Annotated in this window: 22 protein-coding genes and 1 riboswitch; of the genes, 15 read left to right on the forward strand and 7 right to left on the reverse strand. The window is 76.4% G+C overall.

Going from position 1 to position 23931, the window contains the following annotated elements; genetic code table 11:
- Window positions 1-43: 43 nt before the first annotated feature.
- Together ACFUMH_RS11205 and ACFUMH_RS11210 are read right to left on the reverse strand one after the other, a co-directional pair.
- Window positions 44-436, reverse strand: coding sequence for a hypothetical protein (locus ACFUMH_RS11205; protein WP_378204883.1), 393 nt, complete (start codon window positions 434-436; stop codon window positions 44-46).
- Window positions 433-2022, reverse strand: a complete 1590-nt coding sequence (locus ACFUMH_RS11210) for a PspC domain-containing protein (RefSeq protein WP_378204886.1) — start codon at window positions 2020-2022, stop codon at window positions 433-435. Before ACFUMH_RS11210 ends, ACFUMH_RS11205 begins: the two co-directional genes overlap by 4 nt.
- A gap of 159 nt (window positions 2023-2181) precedes the next feature.
- Between ACFUMH_RS11210 and ACFUMH_RS11215 the strand changes: the two genes are divergently transcribed.
- From ACFUMH_RS11215 to ACFUMH_RS11260, 10 genes are all read left to right on the forward strand, one after another.
- Window positions 2182-3591 carry a PspC domain-containing protein gene (locus ACFUMH_RS11215; RefSeq protein WP_378204889.1) on the forward strand — a complete coding sequence of 470 codons (1410 nt, stop codon included), beginning with the start codon at window positions 2182-2184 and terminating at the stop codon, window positions 3589-3591.
- Between the two features lie 35 nt (window positions 3592-3626).
- Window positions 3627-4238 (forward strand): LuxR C-terminal-related transcriptional regulator, encoded by a 612-nt coding sequence (locus tag ACFUMH_RS11220; protein WP_378204948.1) that lies wholly within the window; start codon window positions 3627-3629, stop codon window positions 4236-4238.
- 60 nt (window positions 4239-4298) lie between these two features.
- Window positions 4299-4643, forward strand: a complete 345-nt coding sequence (locus tag ACFUMH_RS11225; protein ID WP_378204892.1) for a hypothetical protein — start codon at window positions 4299-4301, stop codon at window positions 4641-4643.
- Between the two features lie 64 nt (window positions 4644-4707).
- Window positions 4708-5202: a DUF456 domain-containing protein gene (locus tag ACFUMH_RS11230; RefSeq protein WP_378204895.1), complete on the forward strand. Its 495-nt coding sequence runs from the start codon at window positions 4708-4710 to the stop codon at window positions 5200-5202.
- A 151-nt stretch (window positions 5203-5353) separates the two neighbouring features.
- Complete coding sequence (pcrA, locus tag ACFUMH_RS11235) at window positions 5354-7912, forward strand: DNA helicase PcrA (RefSeq protein WP_378204898.1); 2559 nt, start codon at window positions 5354-5356, stop codon at window positions 7910-7912.
- Window positions 7913-8048: 136 nt separating this feature from the next.
- Entirely contained in the window at window positions 8049-9230 is a 1182-nt protein-coding gene (gene sucC / locus ACFUMH_RS11240) for an ADP-forming succinate--CoA ligase subunit beta (RefSeq protein WP_378204902.1), read from the forward strand.
- A 38-nt stretch (window positions 9231-9268) separates the two neighbouring features.
- Complete coding sequence (gene sucD, locus ACFUMH_RS11245; RefSeq protein ID WP_378204905.1) at window positions 9269-10156, forward strand: succinate--CoA ligase subunit alpha; 888 nt, start codon at window positions 9269-9271, stop codon at window positions 10154-10156.
- Between the two features lie 140 nt (window positions 10157-10296).
- Window positions 10297-11583 carry a DUF6350 family protein gene (locus ACFUMH_RS11250; RefSeq protein WP_378204908.1) on the forward strand — a complete coding sequence of 429 codons (1287 nt, stop codon included), beginning with the start codon at window positions 10297-10299 and terminating at the stop codon, window positions 11581-11583.
- A 54-nt stretch (window positions 11584-11637) separates the two neighbouring features.
- Entirely contained in the window at window positions 11638-12006 is a 369-nt protein-coding gene (locus ACFUMH_RS11255) for a DUF2750 domain-containing protein (protein ID WP_378204911.1), read from the forward strand.
- A gap of 166 nt (window positions 12007-12172) precedes the next feature.
- On the forward strand, window positions 12173-12922 hold the full coding sequence (locus tag ACFUMH_RS11260) for a hypothetical protein (RefSeq protein WP_378204915.1): 750 nt from the start codon (window positions 12173-12175) through the stop codon (window positions 12920-12922).
- 55 nt (window positions 12923-12977) lie between these two features.
- On the opposite strand, the gene ACFUMH_RS11265 is transcribed toward ACFUMH_RS11260, so the two are convergent.
- Window positions 12978-13622: a hypothetical protein gene (locus ACFUMH_RS11265; RefSeq protein ID WP_378204918.1), complete on the reverse strand. Its 645-nt coding sequence runs from the start codon at window positions 13620-13622 to the stop codon at window positions 12978-12980.
- A 70-nt stretch (window positions 13623-13692) separates the two neighbouring features.
- On the opposite strand from ACFUMH_RS11265, the gene purN reads away from it, so the two are divergent.
- Window positions 13693-14355: a phosphoribosylglycinamide formyltransferase gene (purN, locus tag ACFUMH_RS11270; protein WP_378204921.1), complete on the forward strand. Its 663-nt coding sequence runs from the start codon at window positions 13693-13695 to the stop codon at window positions 14353-14355.
- Window positions 14356-14428: 73 nt separating this feature from the next.
- On the opposite strand, the gene ACFUMH_RS11275 is transcribed toward purN, so the two are convergent.
- A complete protein-coding gene (locus ACFUMH_RS11275; protein ID WP_378204924.1) occupies window positions 14429-15400 on the reverse strand; it encodes an NAD-dependent epimerase/dehydratase family protein in 972 nt (323 codons plus the stop codon).
- A 126-nt stretch (window positions 15401-15526) separates the two neighbouring features.
- On the opposite strand from ACFUMH_RS11275, the gene ACFUMH_RS11280 reads away from it, so the two are divergent.
- Complete coding sequence (locus tag ACFUMH_RS11280) at window positions 15527-16321, forward strand: TetR/AcrR family transcriptional regulator (protein ID WP_378204927.1); 795 nt, start codon at window positions 15527-15529, stop codon at window positions 16319-16321.
- Between the two features lie 30 nt (window positions 16322-16351).
- On the opposite strand, the gene ACFUMH_RS11285 is transcribed toward ACFUMH_RS11280, so the two are convergent.
- Entirely contained in the window at window positions 16352-17419 is a 1068-nt protein-coding gene (locus ACFUMH_RS11285; RefSeq protein WP_378204930.1) for a hypothetical protein, read from the reverse strand.
- Window positions 17420-17552: 133 nt separating this feature from the next.
- Window positions 17553-17642, forward strand: a riboswitch (ZMP/ZTP riboswitch).
- Between the two features lie 33 nt (window positions 17643-17675).
- Here ACFUMH_RS11285 and purH point away from each other — a divergent pair.
- Window positions 17676-19286 (forward strand): bifunctional phosphoribosylaminoimidazolecarboxamide formyltransferase/IMP cyclohydrolase, encoded by a 1611-nt coding sequence (purH, locus tag ACFUMH_RS11290; protein ID WP_378204933.1) that lies wholly within the window; start codon window positions 17676-17678, stop codon window positions 19284-19286.
- An 88-nt stretch (window positions 19287-19374) separates the two neighbouring features.
- On the opposite strand, the gene ACFUMH_RS11295 is transcribed toward purH, so the two are convergent.
- Entirely contained in the window at window positions 19375-20634 is a 1260-nt protein-coding gene (locus ACFUMH_RS11295; RefSeq protein WP_378204936.1) for an NAD(P)/FAD-dependent oxidoreductase, read from the reverse strand.
- Between the two features lie 54 nt (window positions 20635-20688).
- On the opposite strand from ACFUMH_RS11295, the gene ACFUMH_RS11300 reads away from it, so the two are divergent.
- On the forward strand, window positions 20689-21219 hold the full coding sequence (locus ACFUMH_RS11300) for a DUF3017 domain-containing protein (RefSeq protein WP_378204939.1): 531 nt from the start codon (window positions 20689-20691) through the stop codon (window positions 21217-21219).
- Between the two features lie 112 nt (window positions 21220-21331).
- Here ACFUMH_RS11300 and ACFUMH_RS11305 read toward each other — a convergent pair whose 3' ends face one another.
- Window positions 21332-22429 carry an aquaporin gene (locus ACFUMH_RS11305; RefSeq protein ID WP_378204942.1) on the reverse strand — a complete coding sequence of 366 codons (1098 nt, stop codon included), beginning with the start codon at window positions 22427-22429 and terminating at the stop codon, window positions 21332-21334.
- Window positions 22430-22669: 240 nt separating this feature from the next.
- Here ACFUMH_RS11305 and ACFUMH_RS11310 point away from each other — a divergent pair, with 240 nt between their 5' ends.
- Complete coding sequence (locus ACFUMH_RS11310) at window positions 22670-23887, forward strand: NADP-dependent isocitrate dehydrogenase (RefSeq protein WP_378204945.1); 1218 nt, start codon at window positions 22670-22672, stop codon at window positions 23885-23887.
- The last annotated feature ends 44 nt before the right edge of the window (window positions 23888-23931 follow it).

Below are 23931 nucleotides of genomic sequence, written 5' to 3' on the forward strand. Positions count from 1 at the left end.
GGTACCCGGGTGGGTACCGGCCCTCGCCGCGTGCGCCGGCGCGTCAGCCGCGCGAGCCGGCGGGGTCGTCCGTGCGGCGGCGGGCGTTGGCCACGAGCGGGCCGACGATGAGGCCGAGTCCCGCGAGGACGAGCAGCCCGATCGCGGCGAGCTCGAGGTCGATCGTGTACCCGGCGGCGATCACGAGGACCCCTGCGCCCAGCAGGGCGATGACGACGCCCCACACGATCGTGCCCACGCGCACCCGGTCACGGGTCGGTGCCGCCGCGTCGGTGGCGCCGGTGGTGGCGTCGGCCGCGTCGTCGTGCGTGGCGTCCGCCGTTCCGTCGAACGTGCGGTGATCCGTGCCGTCGTCCGGTGGCAGCGGCTGCGTCGCGTCCACCGGCAGCGGCTGCGTCGCGTCGACCGGCAGCGGCCGGGTCTCGTCGGTGCTCATGCTGCGTCCTCCTCGATGATCCGGACCTCGCCGACGCCCGAGCTGATGTCGAGCACCAGGTCGGCCTCGCCGGCCTCGGTGGTGTCGTCGTCGCGGAACGTCATGTCCCCGACGCCGATGCCGTCGTGCGTGCGGGTGCGCCCGTCGAGCTCCCACCGCACCGACCCGACGCCCGACGACACGTGCGCCTCGACGGCCGCGTCGGCCGGCACGACGACGGTCATCTCGCCCGCGCCCATCGTCACCGGGACGCGCAGCTGCTCGTCGGCCATCGGGACCGCGGTCAGGTCGACGACCGTCTGGCCGACGCCCACGTCGATGCCGCGGGCCGCCTCCTCGCGGTCGGAGTACAGCAGCTCGACGCGGTCGTTGCGCCAGTCGGCCGGCTCGCCCCACCAGTCCTCGCGCTCGCCCTGCGTGAACAGGGCCAGCGGCAGGACGATGAGCGCCGCGACGATCGCGAGGAACCCGAGCACGCCGCTGCTGCGGCCGCGTGCGCCGAGGGTCACGATGCCGAGGCCCGCGAGGACGAGCGCGACACCGCCGGCCGTGAGGCCGACCGGTCCGTCGAAGACGTCGGTGCGCTCGCCGACCAGGAGGGCCGCGAGGCCGATCGCCGAGAGACCGATGACGGCCCCGACGGTGATGCCGTCCGCGCCGCGGCGCGGCGGCCGCGGCGGGCGAGCCGGCCGGCGGGGCCCGGGCGGGCCGTACGGCGGCGGCGGCGGGGGCGACCAGCCGCTCGCGGGCGGGGGTGTCCACCCGGTGGGGGGACCCGCCGGGTGCGGCGGCACGCCACCCCATGCCGGGGCGGCCGGCGGGGTCGGCGGCTGCGTGGTGGCGGGGTACGGGCCGGCGGACGTCGCGGCCGACGCCGTGCCGGTGGGGTGGCCGGGGGAGTAGCCGGTCGGGGCGCCGGGCGTGGCGCCCGTCGTCGGAGCCGTCGCGGGGCCCGCACCGGGCGTCCCGTAGGGCGCCGTCGCGTGCCCGGGACCGTACGCCTGCGGTCCGTAGGGCGCGCCGGGCGCGACCCACGGCCCGGGCCGCGGCGGTCCGCCGCGGCGGCGCACGGCCAGCACCACGAGGGCGACGAGGCCGCCGACGAACGCGAGCCACAGCAGGCCGGAGAACCAGCCGGTGCCGTCCCAGAACCACCACCAGCCGTCGCCGCGGGCGAGGCCGACGAGGACGAAGCCGAGCGCGCCCAGCAGGGCGACGTCGCCGGCGCCGGCCACGAGCTGCTCGAGGTGGATGCGGCCGTCGCGCTGCTCGGGCAGGAGCGCCCACGCGATGCCGTACAGCAGGAGGCCGAGCCCGCCGAGCAGGAACGTGACGGCGAGGACGCCGCGCACGAGCAGCGGGTCGACGTTGAGGCGGGCCGCGATTCCGCCGGCGACGCCGCCGATCCAGCGGTCGTCGGAGCGGTAGAGGCCGGTGCGGCGCACGCCGGCCCAGAAGCCCTGCGCGCCGGTCGGCTGCGGCCCGCCCGGGGCGGGGTGGGGGGCGCCGGCCGACGGGCCGGGGCCGTTGCCGGGCTGGGGGCCCGGGGCGCCGGCGCCGGGGCCGGCAGGGGTCTGCGTGTCCATGGCTCGATCCTGTCGCCGGGCGGGGCCGGCGGGCATCGGGGACGACCCCTGACCCGACCCTGGTCCCACCCGGGTCCCGCGCCCCGGCGTCCCCTGACCTGCCCCGGACCAGCACGGACGGGGCTCGGCACGGCGGCCCGGACGTGTGACCATCGGTGCGTGACCACCGCACCCGCACCCGTCCCGGCGCCCGGCGCCGGCGCGTCGGCGCGCCCGCGGCTCCCGCTGCGCCGTCCCGAGCGGGGCAGCTGGTTCGCGGGCGTGGCCGTCGGGCTCGCCGCCCACCTCGACGTGCCGGTCGCCGTGGTGCGCGTGGTCCTCGTGGCGCTCGTGCCCGTCGCCGGTGCCGGGCTCGTGCTCTACCTCTTCTTCTGGCTCACGGTCCCGGTCGGGGACCCCGCGGCCGCCGCGACCGGCGCGCGCCCCAGCGCGCTGCAGCGGCTCGCGCGCCGGCAGACCCTGCGCGGCGACGGCCGGCGCGTGGCGCTCGCCGACCTCGCGCTCGGCGCGCTGCTCGTGCTCGCCGCGGGTGTGCTCGTCGCCGTCCGGCTCGGGGCCCAGGTCGACTCGACGTGGGTCCTGCCCGCGCTGCTCGTGCTCGTGGGCCTCGGACTCGCGTGGAGCCAGCTCGACGCGGTGCAGCGGCCGACCGGCGACCGCCGGCGCATCAGCGTGCTCCGCCTCATCGGCGGCGTGCTGCTCGCGGCGGCGGGCGTCCTGCTGCTCGTGGGGGAGAGCGTCGGGCGCGGCGTCGAGCCGGCGCTGATGGTGCAGGCCGGCATCGGTGCGCTGGCCGTGCTGCTGGGCGTCGGGCTGGTGCTCGCGCCGTGGTGGGTGCGCCTGGTGCGCGAGCTCGGCGACGAGCGTGCCGCCCGCGCGCGGGAGGCCGAGCGGGCCGACATCGCCGCGCACCTGCACGACTCGGTGCTGCAGACGCTCGCCCTCATCCGCGCCCGCGCCGACGAGCCGGCCGAGGTCGCGCGCATGGCGCGCGCGCAGGAGCGCGAGCTGCGCGAGTGGCTGTACGACGACCGCCACGAGCCCGGCACGTCGCTGGTGGCGGCGCTGCGCGCGGTCGTGGCGGAGGTGGAGGACTCCCGCTCCGGCCCGACCGGCGAGCCGGTCGCCGTCGACGTCGTCGTGGTGGGGGACCGCGTGCCGGACGCCGACGCGCAGGCGCTGCTGCAGGCCACGCGCGAGGCGCTCGTCAACGCGGTCGTGCACGGCCGGCCGCCCGTGTCGCTCTACCTGGAGGCGGGGCCCGCGATCACGGAGGTGTTCGTGCGTGACCGCGGCGACGGCTTCGACCTCGACGCCGTGGGCCCCGACCGCTTCGGCGTCCGCGAGTCGATCATCGGGCGCGTCCGCCGCCGCGGCGGGACGGCACGGGTGACGAGCAGCCCCGAGCGGGGCACCGAGGTGCACCTGTGCATGCCGGTCGGCGGGTCCGCGTCCGCCTCCGCGTCCGACGCCGCGCCGGCGACCGCCCCCGACCCCGCCGGCGCCCGTCCCGGCGACCCCCACCACCCCGCGGCCGAGCGCCGCACCGATCCGCAGGAGGACGCGTGAGCGCCGTCGACGTCGTGCTGGTGGACGACCACCACATGTTCCGGGCGGGCGTGAAGGCGTCCCTCGACGACCGGGTGCACGTGGTCGGCGAGGCGGCGACCGTCGACGAGGCCGTGCGCGTCGTGCACGAGCTCGCGCCGCCGGTCGTCCTGCTCGACGTTCACCTGCCCGGCGGCGACGGCGGCGGTGGCGCCGAGGTCGTGCGGCGCTGCGTCGACGTGCCCGGGACGCGGTTCCTCGCGCTGTCGGTGTCCGACGCGGCGGAGGACGTCGTCGCGGTCATCCGCGTCGGCGCCCGCGGGTACGTGACCAAGGCGATCGACCCTGCCGCGCTGTCCGACGCGGTGCTGCGCGTCGCGGGCGGCGACGCGGTGTTCTCGCCCCGGCTGGCGGGGTTCGTGCTCGACGCGTTCGGTGCCGCGGCCGGCGACGTCGCGACGGGCGACGACGAGCTCGACCGGCTCTCGGCGCGCGAGCGGGAGGTCATGCGGCTCATCGCGCGCGGCTACACGTACCGCGAGGTCGCGGCGGAGCTGTTCATCTCCATCAAGACGGTCGAGACGCACGTGTCGGCGGTGCTGCGCAAGCTGCAGCTCTCGAACCGGAACGAGCTGACCCGGTGGGCAGCGGCGCGCCGGCTGCTGTGACGCGCCGACGTGATCTGACATCGCGTCATATCACGCCGCCCGTCTCGGTACGCTGGCGGCATGGACGTCGTCTACGGGATCCTCGTCGTGCTCCACCTGCTGGGCTGGGCCATGGTCTTCGGCGGGGCGCTCGCCGGCATGCGCACGGCGACGCTCAACCCGGGTGTGTTCCACGGCATCCTCACGGCGCTGCTCACCGGGATCCTGCTGACCGGGCTCGCGTCGGGCGGCGTCGTCGACCGCGACGTCGACAACGTGAAGATCGCCGTCAAGCTCGTCGTCGCGCTCGCGGTCACGGCGCTGGTCGTGCTGGGACGTCGGCGCGGCGAGAAGGTCACGACGGGCTGGCTCGGCGCGATCGCGGGGCTCACGGCGCTCAACGTCGCGATCGCCGTCCTCTGGTGAGCACCGCCCGCGCGCCACGCTGACCAGCGCGCACGTGCCCGCGCCTGCCGCTACGGTCGGCGCCGTGACGATCGACTGGGGCACCGAGCTCGACCTGCTCACCGGCCTGCTCGTGCTCGTGGGCCTCGTCGGGGTCGTCGTGCAGGTGCTGCCCGGGGCGCTGCTCGTCGCCGGCGCGGTGGTGCTGTGGGGCGTGCTGCAGGGCTCGGCGCTCGGCTGGGGCGTCGTCGCCGCGGCCGTCGCGATCACCGTCGTGGCGCAGGTGGCGAAGTATCTGCTCGCGGGCCGGCACCTGCAGCGCGGCGGCGTGCCCAACCGCACGCTGGTGTGGGGCGGGGTCGCCGGCGTCGTGGGGTTCTTCGTCATCCCGGTCGTGGGGCTGCCGCTGTTCTTCGTCGGCGCCGTCTACCTCGCCGAGCGGCTGCGGCTGGGCGAGCACGCCGCCGCGTGGCGGTCCACGGTGCGCGCGCTGCAGGCCACGGGCCTGACGATCCTCGTCGAGCTCGCGGGCGCGATGCTCGTCGTCGCCGCGTGGGGCGTCGGGCTGCTGGCGCGCTGAGGCGCCGCGAGGTCGCGGGTCGGCGGCGAGGTCGCGGGGACGTGGCGAGGTCGCGGGTCGCAGCCCGCGACCTCACGTGCGGCCCGCGACCTCGCGTGCGGGGGTGGGCGCGGTCCGTCGTGTCGGTGGACCGAACTACCCTGGTGGGGTCATGACGTCCTTGTTCGAGAGCCTCTCCCTGCCCGTTCCCGCCGGCGCCACCCCGCGCCCCCGCCCGGACGCGCGGGCCGCCGTCGCGCGCTCGCGCGCGGGCGAGTCGTCGGGCCTGCCCCTCGTCGTCCCGCCGCGCGGTGACGGCGACGAGCCGGCACCCGCGGAGGACCCGCGGGCCGCACGCGACGCCGCCCGCGCCGAGGCGCTGCTCGAGGGGCTCAACCCCCAGCAGCGCGAGGCCGTGCTGCACGCCGGCGGGCCGCTCCTCATCGTCGCGGGCGCGGGCTCGGGCAAGACGCGGGTGCTCACCCACCGCATCGCGCACCTGCTCGCGACGCACCGGGCGCGCGCGGGCGAGGTCCTGGCGATCACGTTCACGAACAAGGCGGCGGCGGAGATGCGCGAGCGCGTCGAGGCGCTCGTCGGGCCGTCCGCCCAGCGCATGTGGGTGTCGACGTTCCACTCCGCGTGCGTGCGCATCCTGCGCCGCGAGGCCGCGACGCTCGGCATCCGCTCGAGCTTCTCGATCTACGACGCCGCCGACTCCCAGCGCCTGCTGACGCTCGTCGCGCGCGAGCTCGACCTCGACCCGAAGCGGTACCCGCCCAAGGCGCTCGCGGTGAAGATCTCGAACCTCAAGGACGAGCTCGTCGACCCCGACACGTTCGCCGCGACGTCGGGCGGCGGCAGCGCCAACGACTTCGACACCGTGCTCGCGCAGGTGTACCGGCGCTACCAGCAGCGCCTCCAGCAGGCGCACGCGCTCGACTTCGACGACATCATCGTGCGCACCGTCGAGCTGCTGCAGGGCTTCCCCGAGGTCGCCGAGCACTACCGCCGGCGCTTCCGGCACGTCCTCGTCGACGAGTACCAGGACACCAACCACGCCCAGTACGTGCTGGTGCGCGAGCTCGTGGGCGTCGACGGCGGCGCGGACGGGCACGGCGTCGACCGCGGCGAGCTGACGGTCGTCGGCGACGCCGACCAGTCGGTGTACGCCTTCCGCGGCGCCAGCATCCGCAACATCCTCGAGTTCGAGGCGGACTACCCGGACGCACGCACGATCCTGCTCGAGCAGAACTACCGCTCGACGCAGACCATCCTGTCCGCCGCCAACGCGGTGATCGCCAAGAACCCGAACCGGCGGCCCAAGCGGCTGTGGACCGACTCGGGCGCCGGCCCGCAGATCGTCGCCTACGTCGCGGACTCCGAGCACGAGGAGGCGCGGTTCGTCGCCGAGGAGATCGACCGCCTCGGGGACACGCAGGGCGTGCGGCCCGGCGACGTCGCGATCTTCTACCGCGCCAACGCGCAGTCCCGTGCGCTCGAGGAGGTGCTCGTGCGCGTCGGCCTGCCGTACAAGGTGGTCGGCGGCACGCGGTTCTACGAGCGGCGCGAGATCCGCGACGCCATCGCCTACCTGCGCGCGATCGCGAACCCCGACGACGACGTGAGCACGCGCCGCATCCTCAACGTGCCGAAGCGCGGGCTGGGGGAGCGGTCCGAGGCGATGGTCGCGGCCTTCGCCGAGCGCGAGCGCATCTCGTTCGGCGCCGCCCTGGCGCGGCTCGACGAGGTGCCTGGCCTGGGCACGCGGGCGATCACGGGCATGAGCGCGTTCGCGACGATGGTCGAGGAGCTGCGCGACCTCGCCGCCACCGCCGGCCCCGCCCAGGTGCTCGGCGCCGCGCTCGACCGCAGCGGCTACCTCGCGGAGCTGCGCGCGAGCGAGGACCCGCAGGACGCCTCCCGCGTCGAGAACCTCGCGGAGCTGCACGCCGTCGCCTCCGAGTTCGAGCAGAGCGACCCCGAGGGCGACCTCGCCGACTTCCTCGAGCGCGTGTCGCTCGTCGCCGACTCGGACCAGATCCCCGTGCCCGACGGCGCCGACGGCGAGGACGGCGAGGCCCGTCCGGACCAGGGCGTCATCACGCTCATGACGCTGCACACCGCGAAGGGCCTCGAGTTCCCGGTCGTCTTCCTCACCGGCATGGAGGACGGCACCTTCCCGCACATGCGGTCGCTCGCGGACCCCGACCAGCTCGCGGAGGAGCGGCGGCTCGCCTACGTCGGCCTGACCCGGGCGCGGGAGCGGCTCTACGTCTCGCGCGCCGCCGTCCGCACGGCGTGGGGCGTGCCGAACGAGTTCCCGCCGAGCCGGTTCCTCGACGACCTGCCCGAGGAGCTCGTCGACTGGCGGCGCCGCGAGTCGTCGACGTCGCGGCTGCGCGGCGGCTGGGGCTCGGGCTTCGGCGCCGGCGGTGGGCGCGGGTCCGGCTGGGGCGAGCAGCGCTCCGGCTCCGGCAACGGGCCGGTGCGCACGGAGCAGCGTCCGACGCTGCCGCGCACGGGCGCGTCCTTCGGGTCGGCCACGCCCCGCTCGACCGCCGAGGTCCCCGACCTCGGCATCGGCGACAAGGTCACGCACGACGCGTACGGGCTCGGCACGGTCGTGGCCGTCGAGGGCGCCGGTGCGAACGCCGTCGCGAAGATCGACTTCGGCTCGCACGGCACCAAGCGCCTGCTGCTGCGCTACTCGCCGGTCACCAAGCTGTAGGACGGGGTCGGCCCGGCGGGTGAGCGCGGCCACAGTCTCTCGATGTCGAGGGACCTCGGTCCCGACGATACGATCGAACCGGGCGACGCGGCCGCACAGGGCCGCCCGCGCGGTCGACGAGAGGAAACCGGACCAGGTGGACCTGTTCGAGTACCAGGCACGTGACATCTTCGAGAAGCACGGCGTGCCCGTGCTCGGCGGCATCGTCGCCACGACCCCCGAGGAGGCGCGCGCCGCGGCCGAGCGGCTGCTGCCGGCCGAGGGTGGCGTCGTGGTCGTCAAGGCGCAGGTGAAGACCGGGGGCCGCGGCAAGGCGGGCGGCGTCAAGCTCGCCCGGTCCGCGGACGAGGCGGCCGAGAAGGCCGGCGAGATCCTCGGCATGGACATCAAGGGCCACACGGTCCACCGCGTGATGATCGCCGAGGGCGCGAAGATCGCGACCGAGTACTACTTCTCCCTCCTGCTCGACCGCGCCGAGCGCCGCTACCTGGCGATGGCGTCCGTCGAGGGCGGCATGGAGATCGAGCAGCTCGCGGTCGAGCGGCCCGAGGCGCTCGCGCGCGTCGCGGTCGACCCGCGCGCCGGCATCGACGAGGCGAAGGCGCAGGAGATCGTCGCGGCCGCCGGCTTCGACGCCGACGTCGCGCCCAAGGTCGCCGACGTGCTGCAGAAGCTGTGGACGGTCTACCGCGACGAGGACGCCACGCTCGTCGAGGTCAACCCGCTGGTCCTCACCGAGGACGGCGAGGTCGTCGCGCTCGACGGCAAGGTGACCCTCGACGCGAACGCGGACTTCCGCCACGAGGACCACGCCGCGCTCGAGGACAAGGCCGCGGCCGACCCGCTCGAGGCGCGCGCCAAGGAGAAGGACCTCAACTACGTCAAGCTCGACGGCGAGGTCGGCATCATCGGCAACGGCGCGGGGCTCGTCATGAGCACCCTCGACGTCGTCGCGTACGCCGGCGAGGCGCACGGCGGCGTGAAGCCCGCCAACTTCCTCGACATCGGCGGCGGCGCGTCCGCCTCCGTCATGGCGGCGGGCCTCGACATCATCCTCACGGACCCGCAGGTCAAGTCGGTGTTCGTCAACGTCTTCGGCGGCATCACGGCGTGCGACGAGGTCGCGCGCGGCATCGTCGAGGCGCTGCGGATCCTCGGGGACGAGGCGTCCAAGCCGCTCGTCGTCCGCCTGGACGGCAACAACGTGGCCGAGGGCCGCGCGATCCTCGCGGAGGCCGCGCACCCGCTCGTCACCCTGGCCGAGACGATGGACGGCGGCGCCGACAAGGCGGCCGAGCTCGCCCACGCCGCCGCCTGACGCCCGCCACCCACGAACCGAGAGAAGCAGACACCACCATGGCGATCTTCCTGACCGAGGAGTCCAAGGTCATCGTCCAGGGCATGACCGGGTCGGAGGGGCAGAAGCACACGACCCGCATGCTCGCGTCCGGCACGAACGTGGTCGGCGGCGTGAACCCCCGCAAGGACGGGACGTCCGTGACGTTCCCCGCCGGTGAGGGCACGGTCGACGTGCCCGTGTTCGGCACGGTCGCGGACGCGCTCGCGCAGACCGGCGCCGACGTCTCCGTCATCTTCGTGCCGCCGGCCTTCACCAAGGCCGCCGTCATCGAGGCCGTCGACGCGGGCGTCCCGCTCGTCGTCATCATCACCGAGGGCGTCCCCGTCGCGGACACCGCCGAGTTCTTCGCGTACGCGCAGGACAAGGGCGTGCGCCTTGTCGGCCCGAACTGCCCCGGCCTGATCAGCCCCGGGAAGTCGAACGTCGGCATCATCCCCGCCGACATCACGGGCGCCGGCAAGATCGGCCTCGTGTCGAAGTCCGGCACGCTGACCTACCAGATGATGTACGAGCTGCGGGACTTCGGGTTCTCCACGGCCGTCGGCATCGGCGGCGACCCGATCATCGGCACGACGCACATCGACGCCCTCGCGGCGTTCGAGGCGGACCCCGAGACCGAGCTCATCGTCATGATCGGCGAGATCGGCGGCGACGCCGAGGAGCGCGCGGCCGCGTTCATCCAGGAGAACGTGACGAAGCCCGTCGTCGGCTACGTCGCCGGCTTCACCGCCCCCGAGGGCAAGACGATGGGCCACGCAGGCGCCATCGTCTCCGGCTCGTCCGGCACCGCGCAGGCCAAGAAGGAGGCCCTCGAGGCCGCCGGCGTCAAGGTCGGCAAGACGCCGTCCGAGACCGCCGAGCTCGCCCGCGCGCTGCTCTCCTGAGCACCCCGCCGCCCCCGGGCGGCACCACGGACGGCCCCGGCCCGCGACGCATAGCGGGACCGGGGCCGTCCGCGTCCCCGGGCGGCGACGCGCCGCCCCGGCTGCGCCCACCCGCGCCGCGCACCGGCGACCATGGACCCGTGCCCCCCTCCACCGGTCCGGTCCCCGTCACGGGACGCGCCCGCCGCGTGCTGCAGGACGACGCGCGGCCGTCGTTCTTCACCAGCGCGATCGACGGTGCGCCGCGCTGGGCCGTCGGGGCGCTGGCCGCGCTGCAGGGTGCGGCGCTGTCCCTGCTCGTGCTCGCGGTGCCCGCCGTCGCGGTGTTCGTCGCCACGTCCGCCGACCCGTCCAACGCGGACGTGGCCTGGACGCGCGCGGTCGTGGTCGCCGCGAACCTGTGGCTGCTCGCGCACGGCGTGCCGGTCGCGGTCGGCGGTGCGGCCGTCACGCTCGTGCCGCTCGGGCTCACCGTCCTGGCCGCCTTCACGTGCTACGCGTCGGCCCGGCGGTCGGGGGTCGCGACGCGGTCGGGCGCGGCCGCTGCGCTCGCGGCGTACGCCGCGCTGACGGTGCTCGTCGCGCTCGTCTGCGGCGTGGGCGGGGCCGGCGTGGTGCGCGCGCTGCTCGGGGCCGTCGTGGTCGGTGGGGCGGGCCTCGGCGCCGGGCTGCTGCGGCGGCCCGAGGCACCGACGTGGGCGGTGCTCGTCGCGCCCGTCCGCGACCGGCTCCCGGCGGCGGTCGTCGTCGGGCTGCGCGCCGGCCTGCTCGTCGCCGCGGCGCTGGTGGCCGTCGCCGCGCTCGTCACGGCCACGTGGGTGGTCGCCGGCCGGGCGACCGTCGCGGACGTCGTGCGGCTCCTCGGGCTCGACGCGGTCGGCGGCACGGTGCTGGCCGTGGGCGAGCTCGCCTACCTGCCCAACCTGGTGCTGTGGGCGCTCGCGTGGGTCGCCGGGCCCGGGTTCGCCGTGGGCGCGGGGACGCGGTTCGCGCCCGCCGAGGTCGTGGCCGGACCGCTGCCCGCGGTGCCGCTGCTCGGGGTGCTGCCGGCGCCCGGGATGGCCGGCGGGCTGCTGCTCGTCGCGCCGGCCGCCCTCGTCGTCGTCGGCGTGCTCGCCGGGCTCGCCGTGCACCGCCGCCTCGTGCCGGTGCGTGCGCGGGACGTCCTCGTCGCCGTCGCGACGACCGCCGCCACGGGCGGGCTGCTGGTGACGGCTCTGCAGCTCGCCGCCGCGGGCGCCGCCGGGCCCGCGCGCATGGCGCAGGTCGGCGCGTCCGCGTGGCTGGTCGGGCTCGCCGTCGCCGGAGGTGCGGGGCTGGGCGCGCTGGTCACGGCCGTCCCGACGGACCGGGCGGTGCACGCCGCGGTGCGCGAGCGGCGGGACGCGCGCCGGCGTGCGGCGACGTCGGCGCAGACGGAGGGCTAGGACGCGGACGCGTCCCCGTGCCTTGCCAGGGTCGACGCACGGCATCATCGCAGCGTGAGCACGAGCGCAGCGCAGGCGGCGGCCTTCTACGAGGAGGCGCTCCGCGAGCGATCGGTGTGGACGATCCGCGACGGTGCGGGCTACCCGGCTCCGCTCAACGCCGATGGCGAGCGAGCACAGCCATTCTGGTCGCTCCGAAGCCGCGCGGAGCGGATCGTGGCGCAGCTGCCCGCCTACGCGGGCTTCGTCGTCGAGGAGGTACCCCTGAACCGGTTCCGGGAGCGGTGGCTCTGCGGTCTGGGCAGCGACGGGATCCGAGTCGGCCTGAACTGGTCCGGGGCCCGTGCGACGGGCTACGACGCCGCGGCCGCCGATGTGGAGCGCAGGTTCGCCGCAGCAGGCCCGCCGCCGACGCCCGAGTGAGCGGCGTGGGAGGTCGCGCCGCCCGAGCGGGTGCGCGCCGGGCGGCGGCGAGCCGGACGCCGAAGGCCCACGCGTCCCTCACCGGGCGCCACTAGGCTCGAGCGGTCGCGCGCCGCCACGAGGGCGGCCACACGCAGCGGAGAGGCGGGGTTCGTCGGTGCGCCGGATGCTCCGCACGGTGTTCCTCGAGGTCCCGATGGTGCTCTACGCCGACGCGGAGACCGGGACCTTCGCGTCTCGGGTCCGGATGGTGCTCCGGCTGGCCGTCGCGGTGGGCGCGTCGGCGCTCGCCGGGGCAGGTGTCGCGGCAGCGCTCGGTCGCGACGTCGCCGACGGTGCCGTCGTGGGGGCCTTCGTCGGGCTGGGCGCGTGCCTCCTCCTCCTCGTCCTCATGCTCAGCCTCGTGGCCGGGTCGGGGATGTGGGCGATGGCCGCGCCGACCGGTGACCGGGCGGCCGAGGGGCACTCGACCCGTGGCGGTCACCGCGCGGCGCCGGTCCTCTTCGTCATCGCCGCGTTCGCCGGCATCGTCGGCGGGCTCGTCACGGTCACCACGGGGATCACGGCCCTGGCGGAGCTGCCGTTCCGGGGGGAGCTGGCCGGCTCGACCGGGACCGTGGTCGCCTGGGAGGACCGCGACCGGGGGCGCGACCCGAACCGGGTCTTCCTCGTGGAGTACGAGGTGGACGGCGCGCTGCGCACCGCCGAGCTCGCCATCGAGGACTCGGACCTCACCGTCTCCTCCGAGATCGGCGACCAGACCCCGCTCGAGTACGTCGTGGACCACCCGGACCGCATCCGGCGTGCGGGGGAGGCGGAGTCGGCACGGTCCACGCTGCCCGTGCTCGGGGTGGTGGGCGTCGGTCTGCTCGTCGTGGCGCTGGCCTCGGGAGCGGTCGCGCGACGTCTCGCGTGAGGTCGTGGACGTCTCGCGGATCCGACCACGCCGCCGCGGCGGTGCGCCGGGTGGGTCAGGCGCCGGTCGGCGCGGTCGGCAGGAACGAGCGCGTCGTCCGCTCGAGGTCCTCGACGAGCTGCGCGTCGCAGACCCGCTCCGCCTGCACGGTCAGCGCGCGGCTGCGGCACTCCTGGTGCGCCTCCCGGGCCGACGAGTAGACGAAGACCTGCACGCTCATGAGCGTCCACAGCACCGCGGCGACGACGAGCACGGCGGTGAGCGCGACGACCGCACCCCGCGCGTGCGCCTGCACGCCGCGGACGACGGCGACGATGCCGAGCGCGAGCGCGGCGAGCGACGCCAGCGGCGTCGCGTACGCCCACGGGTAGGGCGCGGAGACGAGCAGGACCGCGACGAGCAGGCAGACGGCGCCCCAGGCGGCCGTCCGCGTGCTGCGGGCGATGCCCGCGGGGTCCGGCTCCGGCGGTGCGGGCCGCGGCGGGCCGCCGTGCGGACCGGGCGGGCCGACGGGTGCGCCGGGCGGCGTCGCGCCCTGCGCGGGCCCCGATGCGGGCGGCGTGCCGTGAGCGGGCCGTGCGCCCTGAACGGGCGGCGTGCCCTGCGGGGCTCCCGTGCCCGGCGCCGGCGGCGCTCCCGCGTCCTGCGGGGACGTCCCCTGCGGTCGGGGGTGCTGCGGCGGTGCCCAGGGGTTGCCCATGACGCCCATCATCCCGCACGGCTGGGACGCCCCGACCGCGCGTCCGTCGTCGCCGGTAGCCTCCGGGGCCGTGACCACCGCGCGCCCCACCCCGCCGCCGCCGTCCCCGCCCGTGCGCGGCGCGGACGGCACCCGCCGTGTCGTCGTGCTGGTGTCCGGCGCGGGGTCCAACCTCGCGGCGCTGCTGGCGGCGCACGACGACCCGGCCTACGGCGCGCGCGTCGTGGGGGTCGTCAGCGACAAGCCCGCGGCGGGCGGCCTGGCGCTGGCGCGTGCCGCGGGCGTCCCGACGGCGGTCGTCGCCCCCGCCGACTTCCCGGACCGTGCGGCGTGGGACGTCGCGCTGGCCGACGCGATCGGCGTGTTCGGGCCCGACCTCGTCGTGTGCGCGGGCTTCATGCGGATCATCGGCGCCCCGACGCTCGAGCGCTTCGCGCCGCGCATCCTCAACACCCACCCGGCGCTGCTGCCCTCGTTCCCCGGGGCGCACGGCGTGCGGGACGCGCTGGCGTACGGCGTGCGGGTCACCGGCTGCACCGTGCACCTGGTCGACGCGGGCGTCGACACGGGGCCGATCCTCGCGCAGGGCGTCGTCGCGGTGGAGCCCGACGACGACGAGGCGTCGCTGCACGAGCGCATCAAGGCCGTGGAGCGCGAGCTGCTCGTCCGCACGGTGGGCGAGGTGGCGCGGGGCGGTCTGCGCGTCGACGGCCGCCGCGTCGTCGTCGGCTGAGACCCGCGGGCACGGGCCGCGGCGCGGGGACGTCCCCCACGCCGCGGGACGTCCCCCACGCCGCGGGCGGCCCTCACGCCGGAGCGCGCTGCTCCCCGCGGTACGCCCCGAGCGTCGTCGCGACAACCGTGTCCCAGTCGGTCGGCGTCAGCCCGAGTGCGCGCCGGCTGGCGGCGTCGTCGGCCACGAACGGCTCGGCGAACTGGTAGCCGACGGCGTGCAGCTCGCGCATCATCGGCTGCACGACCCCGAGCGCCCGCACGAGGGGCAGCGGCACGGGCGCGACGCGGGGGACGGGCACCCCGGCGGCGGCGGCGAACCGGCCGGCCAGCGCGCGGTACGTCAGCGGCTCGGGGGTGGGGACGTGCCACGCCCGGCCCCACGCGGCGGGGGTGACCGCGGCCGTGGCCAGCGCCGCCGCGAAGTCGGGCAGGTACGCCCACGTGTGCGGCTGGTCGGCGGACGCGATCGGCCGCAGCGTCCGGCCCGCCAGCAGCGGTCCGAGCATGCGCGGACCGGCGTGCGCGTGCGCCTCCGCGCCGGGGCCGAGGTAGTCGCTGCCCCGCACCTCGGTGGCCCGCACGGCGCCCGCCTCGTGCCGGGCGAGGGCGTCCTGCCACATCCGGACGCGGACGCGCCCCTTGGTCTCGCGCGTCGCGAGCGGGTCGTCCTCGTGCATGTGGTGGTTGCCGGCGCCGTAGACGTAGAGGTTCGCCGCGGTGACGAGGACGGCGCCGGTGCGCTCGGCGGCGGTGAGCAGCGCGTCGGCGACGGGCGGCCAGTCGGTCACCCAGCGGTGGTAGGCCGGGTTGACGCAGTTGTAGAGGGCCGCGGAGCCGGCGGCGTGCCGCGCGAGGGCGTCCGCGTCCGTGCCGTCGACGCGGTGGTGCTCGACGCTGCCGCCCGCCGACGTGGTCGTCCGCGCCGCGGTGCCGGTGCCGGGGCCGGAGCGGGAGAGGACGTGCACCTCGTGGCCCGCGTCGGCGAGGTGCTGCGCGAGGGTCCGGCCGATGGGGCCCTTCCCGAGGACGGTGTGACGGGGCATGGCGGCCTCCGGGTGGTGACGAGAGCGGTGCTCTCTGTTGCGATCGATGCTCGCAGTGCCGTCCGCCGCGCGTCAAGAGCAGTGCTCTCGATTGCGTCCGGTGCTCTCCTCCGGCACGATAGCCGCATGCCCGACGCCCCCGCACCGCGCGGCACGCCGCGCGAGCGCGCCCGAGCCGAGCTCATGCACGACCTCCTCGCCGCCGCGCGGGCGCGGCTGGCGGAGGACGGCGCAGCCGGCCTGTCGCTCCGCGCCGTCGCACGCGACCTGCGCCTCGCCTCCTCGGCCGTCTACCGGTACGTGCCGTCGCGCGACGCGCTGCTGACCCTGCTGGTCAGCGAGTCGTACGACGCCGTCGGGCGCGTCTGCGAGGACGCGGCCGCCGCGTCCCGCGCCGCCGGGCACGTGCCGGCGCGCCGCTGGCTCGAGGTCGCGCGCGCCGTCCGCGCCTGGGCGCTGGCGGACCGGCACGCCTACGAGCTGATCTACGGCACGCCGCTGCCCGGGTACGTCGCGCCGCGCGACACCGTGGCGCCCGCGATGCGCGTGTGGGCGGTGCTCGTGGACGTGCTGGTCGACGCCGCCGCGGACGGCAGCCTGCGGCCCACCGGGCCCGACTTCGACCCGACGGGTGTCGTGACCCCCGACGTGCACGCGTTCGGCGCCGAGCGCGGCGGGTGGGGCGGCACGCAGGAGCCCACGACGCTCCGGGCGGGCGTGCGGTCGCTCACGCTCTTCAGCACCCTGCTCGGCGCGGTCAGCGCCGAGCTGTTCGGGCACCTGCGCGGCGTCCACGAGGACGCGGCGCGCGCGTTCGACGTCACGGTCGCGACCGCCGCGGCCGGGGTCGGGCTGCAGGTCGACCTCGTCGACGCGTGGGCGGGGCAGGACGTGACCGGCCGTCCGACCGGCCCCGCCTGACCCGGCGGACGGCCGACCCCGTCCGTGCCGTCAGCGCCAGAGGACGGCGCGCTCCGTCGCGTCGTCGGCGACGACGCAGCCGACCACGAGCCCGGACCCGTTCACCGCGGTCAGGACGGTCGTCCCGTCGGCCGCCGCGACGAGCCGCATCGCACCCCCGCGGTCCTGCACGAACGCCTGCTGGCCCTGGCCCGTGGGCGAGATCGAGCCGATCGCGCGGCCGCGGTCGTTGACGTCCGTCACGGTGCCGAACCCGCCGCCGGCCGGGCTCATGTCGCTCACGGCGCCCGCGCGCGACCAGCGCACCGGCCGCATGTCGCCCGGGGCGGCGTACGCGTAGCCCGCGGCGCGACCGGCACCGTCGACGGCGGTCGCGAGGCTCGACCCCGTGCCGTCGCCGAGTCCCGGCAGCCGCACGAGCCGCCCGTCGGCCTCCCACCGCACGGCGTGCTGCGTGCCGTCGACCCACGCGGCGCCGACCACCTGCCCGCGGTCGTTGACGTCGTTGGCGTCCGTGCGCCCGCCCAGGCCCTCGAGCGGCGTCATGACGCCCCGGCGCCACCGGAATGCGACCGGTTCGCCGCCGAACGCCCCGGACGAGCCGACGAGCTCGCCGCGGTCGTTGAGGCCGGTGACGACGACGAACGTGTGGTCGGGGCTGAGCGGGTCGAGCAGCCACAGCCGGCGGCCGTCCCAGAAGGCGGCACGGCCGTCGACGTCGCCCGCGACCTGCCCCCGGTCGTTGATGAGCCGCGCGCCGGTCAGGCCCCCGGGCAGCGGTGACACCCGGCCACCGCGCACGACGTGCGTCGTGGTGACGACGACGCCGTGGTCATTGACGTCCCACGCGCACTCGTCCACGCCCAGGTCCACCAGCCCGGCCGGCCGGCGCGCCGCGACGTGCGCGGCGGCGGCGTCGCCCCCGGCCGCCTGCCGGACCAGCTGGTGCGCGACGCCCTCGACGGCGACGGTGCTGGTTGCGCTGCTGGTCGTGGTGCCGGTCGGTGCGGTGCCGGTCGGTGCGGCGGCCGCCGCCTCCGCGGCGGGGACCGTGACGGCCAGCGCGGCCGCGAGCACGGCGGTGACGAGTGCGGACATGGTGCCCCCCGGGGTCCTCGCCCACCCGCCCCTGGGGTGGGCCGCTACCGATGGTGCGCCCGGGACGAAGCGGGCACAACGGTCGGTGCCGGAGTTCACCCCGCGTCCGCCCCCGCGCCCGGCCGCTAGACTCGACGGCGGTCGTGACTGGCGCAGGTGGAGGCAACCACCGGGGAGCGGCCGCAGCAGCCTCGACCGTGCACCGCCCGCCTGGGTGCCCGGCGTCCTCGTTCGACGCTGCCTCCCGGGAGACGCCATGTCCGACGCGCCCACGCCCACCGCCGACGCCACGCGCCGCCCCGTGCGCCGCGCCCTGCTGTCCGTGTACGACAAGACCGGCCTGGTCGAGCTCGCCACCGCCCTGCACCGCGCCGGCGTGGAGCTCGTGTCGACCGGCTCCACGGCCGCCACGGTCGCCGCCGCGGGTGTCCCGGTGACCCGCGTCGAGGACCTCACGGGCTTCCCGGAGTGCCTCGACGGCCGCGTCAAGACGCTGCACCCCCGCGTGCACGCCGGCATCCTCGCGGACACCCGGCGCCCCGAGCACCTCGCCCAGCTGCAGGAGCTCGGCGTCGCGCCCTTCGAGCTCGTCGTGGTGAACCTGTACCCGTTCACGCAGACCGTCGCGTCCGGCGCCGACGTCGACGCGTGCGTCGAGCAGATCGACATCGGCGGCCCGTCGATGGTGCGCGCCGCCGCGAAGAACCACCCGAGCGTCGCGGTCGTCGTCGAGCCGTCCCGGTACGACGAGGTCGTCGCCGCGGTCGCCGCCGGCGGCTTCACGCTCGCCGAGCGCACGCGGCTCGCGGCGCAGGCGTTCGTGCACACGGCCACGTACGACGTGGCCGTCGCGTCGTGGATGGGCAGCGTCGCGACGACGACCGACGAGGTCGACGGCGTGAGCACGGGCTTCCCCGCGTGGGTCGGCGCGACGTGGGACCGGTCGGACGTCCTGCGCTACGGCGAGAACCCGCACCAGCGGGCGGCGCTGTACACCTCCGGGCACGGGCCCGGCGGGCTCGCGCAGGCGACCCAGCTGCACGGCAAGGCCATGAGCTACAACAACTACGTCGACGCCGACGCCGCGTGGCGGGCCGCGCACGACCACGACGCCCCGACGGTCGCGATCATCAAGCACGCCAACCCGTGCGGCATCGCCGTCGGCACCGACGTCGCCGACGCCCACGCCAAGGCGCACGCGTGCGACCCGGTGTCCGCGTTCGGCGGCGTCATCGCCACCAACCAGGTCGTCACGCGCGCCGCCGCCGAGCAGATCGCGCCCGTCTTCACCGAGGTCGTCGTGGCCCCGGGCTTCGACGACGACGCGCTCGCGGTGCTGCAGCAGAAGAAGAACGTGCGCCTGCTCGTCGTCGGCACGCCGCCCGCCGGTGGGGTCGAGATGCGCGCCGTGTCCGGCGGCCTGCTGCTGCAGTCGGTCGACCGGCTCGACGCGCCCGGCGACGACCCGTCGACGTGGACGCTCGCCGCCGGCGAGCCCGCGGACGAGGCGACGCTCGCGGACCTGCGGTTCGCGTGGCGCGCGGTGCGGGCCGTGAAGTCGAACGCGATCCTGCTCGCCCACGACGGCGCGTCGGTCGGCGTCGGCATGGGTCAGGTCAACCGCGTCGACTCGTGCCGCCTCGCGGTCGAGCGGGCCAACACGGGCGACGTCGAGCGCGCGCGCGGCGCCGTCGCGGCCTCCGACGCGTTCTTCCCGTTCGCCGACGGGCTCCAGGTGCTGCTCGACGCGGGCGTGCGCGCGGTCGTGCAGCCCGGCGGCTCGGTGCGTGACGAGGAGGTCGTCGCCGCCGCGGCGGCCGCCGGCGTGACGCTGTACCTGACGGGCACCCGCCACTTCGCGCACTGAGCGCGGGACGAGGGGGACCCGCCGGGCCGGCGGGTCCCCTTCGCCGTTCCGGCCGTGGTACGGGGGTGTCGTCCCGGGGCCGCGGCGGTCAGCGCCGGCGGACCAGCTCCGCGAGCGTCGACGCGCCGTCGAGCGGGACGACGGGCAGCTCCGGACCGCCGAGCAGGCGCCGGGCCGCGCCGACGTCGCGCGGACGGTCGACCGTGAGCGCGGCCGTCACCGCGCCGTCGGCGGCGCGGGTCCACAGCACCGACCAGCCGCCGTCGGCGGGGTCGCCCAGCACCGTGGGCGCGTCGTCGTCGCCCCGCAGGCCGAACATCGTGAGGTCGTGCCCGAGCTGCGTCGAGAAGACGTAGGGCGTGAGCTCCGCGCCGTCGTCGTCGACGCCCAGCAGCCGGCGCACGAGCACGTCCGGCCCGCGCAGCGCCTCTTCCCAGTGGCCGCCGGGCACCCAGCCGTGCCGGGCCGAGCGGCGGCGGGCGACGTCGCCCACGGCCAGGACGCCGTCGAGCGGTCCGTCGGGGCCGAGCACGCGGTACGCCTCGTCCACCGGCACGGCGCCACCGTCGAGCGGGAGCGCGCCGGCGAGCCACGCCGCGGCCGGGCGGGCGCCGACGGCCACGAGCACGACGTCCGCCGGCAGCACCGCGCCGTCGGCGAGCCGCACCGCACCGTCCTCGACGGCGGTCACCGCGGCGCGCGTGCGCAGGTCGACGCCCGCGGCCGCGTACCAGGGCACCGTCAGGGCGCCCACGCGGCTGCCGAGACCCGTCACGAGCGGGGCGTCCCTCGCCTCGACGACCGTCACGTGGTGCCCCGCCGCCGCGGCGACGCCCGCGACCTCGGCACCGACCCAGCCGGCGCCCACCACGACGAGCCGGCGCGGCCCGCCGTCCAGCGCGCCGCGCAGCCGGTCCGCGTCGGCCGCGGAGTGCAGCGTCAGCGCGGACGGCCACGCGGGGACGCGGACGGCGTGCGACCCCGTCGCGAGCACCACGCACGACGCGCGGTGCTCGCCGTCGTCGGTCACGACGGTGGCCCCGGGGCGGTCCCGGTCGAGGCGCAGGGCGCGCGCCGTGACGCCCAGGCGGACGTCGTCGGCGAGCCCGTGCAGGTCCAGCCCGAGCTCGTCGGTGAGCCACGCCGGCCCGGGGCGGTCCAGGAGGTGCTTGGACAGCGGCGGGCGGTCGTACGGCGGCACGTCCTCGGCGCCGAGCACCCGGATCCCGCCCGCGTAGCCGTGTGCGCGCAGCGCAGCCACCGTCTGCGCGCCGGCCAGGCCGGCACCCACGACGAGCACGTCCTCGGGGATCGGCGACGTGCGGCGTGATGTCGTCGGCGTGGTCACGCGCCCACGCTAGCCTTGGCGCGCACCTCGTCGGCCGTCGGAGGGAACGTCGCCATGACCACGTCGCGGCACGCGGGACCCCCGCTCGTCACGCCCCCGCACGGCCCGTCCTGGCCGTCCCGCCACACGGGCCCGGAGGCGGCCGGTCGCCCCGGCGCCGGCGCGCCGTCGGGTGCCCCCGCCCCGCCGCAGCTGCGGGGCGAGCCGCAGCTGCCGTTAGAGCGGGAGATGCTGGGCGAGCCGCCCGCCGCCGACGAGCCCCCCGCACCGGAGGTGCCGCCCGAGGAGCGCCCGCTCGACCCGCGGGCGATCGCGCGTGCCTCGCTCGCGGCGGGCCGCAACGCGTCCCTGTTCTGGACGATCGGCGGCGTCGCCGTCAGCGTCGGCGCCGCGTACGTGTGGGACGCCGCCGTCGGCGCGGCCGCGCTCGCGCTCCTGCTCCTCGTGCTCGCGGTCGCCCGTGCGGTCCTGCCGTCCCCGGGCCCGGCCGCCTTCGGCGTGCGGGCGAAGAGCCTCGACGTCGCGACGCTCGTGCTGGCCGCGGTGGCCCTGGCGACGCTCGCCTGGGTGGCCCCGACCGCCTGAGCGCCCGCTCGCGCCGGCCCCCGGCACGGCTGCGGCCCGACGTGGGACGAGCGTGCGCCCCGACCCCTCGGGGCCGGGACGCACGCTCGCGGTGGTGCGGGTGCGGGACGCGTCAGGCGCGGCGCTCCTCGGCGACCACGACGTCGTCCTCGACGACGTACGTCTCGTCCTCGCCGAAGAGCGAGTCCTCGGTCGGCTCGGTCGCGAACGCGCGGTAGACGAGCGCGGCGATCGCCGCGCCGAGCAGCGGGGCGGCCCAGAAGAGCCACACCTGCTCGAGCGCCCAGCTCTCCGAGAAGATGGCGGCGCCGAGCGAGCGGGCCGGGTTGAGCCCGCCGTTCGTCACCGGGTACGCGACGAGCAGGAGCGCGGCGTAGGAGAGGCCGACGGCGAACGGGACGTGCGCCTTGTGGGCGCGGCGGTCGGTCGCGCCGAGGATGACGCCGACGAGCACGGCCGTCAGGACGACCTCGACGAGCAGCGCCGACACGAGCGTGAACTCGGCCTGGTCGCCCGACAGGCGCGAGAGCGGGGAGTGCTCGTCGAAGCCGTTCGCCGCGCCGCTGAACAGGCCGCGGCGCGAGGTGTCGCCGGTCTGGCTGATGAGGGCCGGCAGGCCGGCGGGGATCGTCAGGTAGAGCACGGCCGCGGCGAGCGCCGCGCCGACGACCTGCGCGAGCCAGTAGGGGAGCAGGTCGCGGAACGGGGTGCGGCCGGCGAGGCACGCGCCGAACGTCACGGCCGGGTTGAAGTGGCCGCCCGAGACCGCCCCGAACGCGACGATGCTGGCGAGCAGCGCGATGCCGAAGCCGAGCGCGATCGCCAGGCCGCCGCCCGCGTTGCTGAAGGTCGCGTACAGCGCGATGCCGACGCCCGTGAGGACGATGACGAACGAGCCGAGCGCCTCGGCCCCGAGCCGCGCGAGCAGTCCGGGCGCGGCCGTGACGACCGTGCCCGCCGGGACGACGTAGGCGTCCTCGTCCACCGCCGTGCCGACCGCCGTGGCGCCGGTCGTGCCACCGGTCGTGGCGCCGGCACCAGCACCGGCACCGGGCGTCGGGGCGGGGGCGGCCGTCGGCGCCTCGCCCGCGCCGGGGGCGGCGGGGACCGGCGTGCCGGCCGCGGCGGCGGGCACCGGGGCGTCGGCGGACGGGGTCGTGCCCTCGGGCTGCGAGGTGCCCTCGGGGAGGTCAGGCTTCTGCTGGGACATGTCGGTCCTGTCGGCTCGGGGTGACGGTGCCGCCGCCGACGTCCCGTCCCGCACCGGACGTGGCGGGCGCGCTGATCGGCGGCACGCGGATCGTGTGCGCGGGCCAGCATGCCAGTCCCGGCCCCCGGGGGCACCCGCCCGGACGGGTTCGCGACGTCCGGTTCGTCCCCCCGGCCCAGGTCTCTCGACGTCGAGTAACCTGGCTCCGACATCCCCGGCACACCCAGAGGCAGGACTCGCATGGCGAAGATCAAGGTCGTCGGCCCGGTCGTCGAGCTCGACGGCGACGAGATGACGCGCATCATCTGGCAGTTCATCAAGGACCGCCTGATCCACCCGTACCTCGACATCGACCTGCGCTACTACGACCTGTCGATCCAGAACCGCGACGCGACCGACGACCAGGTCACGATCGACGCCGCCCACGCCATCAAGGAGCACGGCGTCGGCGTCAAGTGCGCGACGATCACGCCGGACGAGGCGCGCGTCGAGGAGTTCGGCCTGAAGAAGATGTGGGTCTCGCCCAACGGCACGATCCGCAACATCCTCGGCGGCGTCGTCTTCCGCGAGCCGATCATCATCAGCAACATCCCGCGGCTGGTGCCGGGCTGGAACAAGCCGATCATCATCGGCCGTCACGCCCACGGCGACCAGTACAAGTCGACGAACTTCAAGGTGCCCGGCGCCGGCAAGATCACGATGACGTTCGAGCCGGCCGACGGCTCGGAGCCGCAGCAGTTCGAGGTCGTGACGATGCCCGAGGCGGGCGGCGTCGCGATGGGCATGTACAACTTCAACGAGTCGATCCGCGACTTCGCGCGCGCCTCGTTCGCGTACGGGCTGCAGCGCGGCTACCCCGTGTACCTGTCCACGAAGAACACGATCCTCAAGGCGTACGACGGCGCGTTCAAGGACATCTTCCAGGAGGTGTTCGACGCCGAGTACAAGGACCAGTTCGACGCGGCGGGCCTCACGTACGAGCACCGCCTGATCGACGACATGGTCGCCGCCGCGATGAAGTGGGAGGGCGGCTACGTCTGGGCGTGCAAGAACTACGACGGCGACGTCCAGTCCGACACCGTCGCGCAGGGCTTCGGCTCGCTCGGCCTCATGACGTCGGTCCTCATGACCCCGGACGGCACGACCGTCGAGGCGGAGGCCGCGCACGGCACCGTCACGCGCCACTACCGCCAGCACCAGCAGGGCAAGCCGACGTCGACGAACCCGATCGCGTCGATCTTCGCCTGGACCGGCGGCCTCAAGCACCGCGGCAAGCTGGACGGCACGCCCGAGGTCACGCAGTTCGCGGAGACGCTGGAGAAGGTCGTCGTCGAGACCGTCGAGAGCGGCAAGATGACGAAGGACCTCGCCTCGCTCGTCGGGCCCGACCAGGCCTGGCTGACGACCGAGGAGTTCCTCGCCGCGCTCGACGAGAACCTCGCCGCGCGCCTGGGCTGACCGGCCCCGCAGCACCACCGACGGCGCCCCTCCCACGGGACTGT

Origin of the sequence: Cellulomonas sp. NPDC057328 (genome assembly GCF_042667215.1) — a bacterium.
Classification (GTDB): Bacteria; Actinomycetota; Actinomycetes; order Actinomycetales; family Cellulomonadaceae; genus Cellulomonas.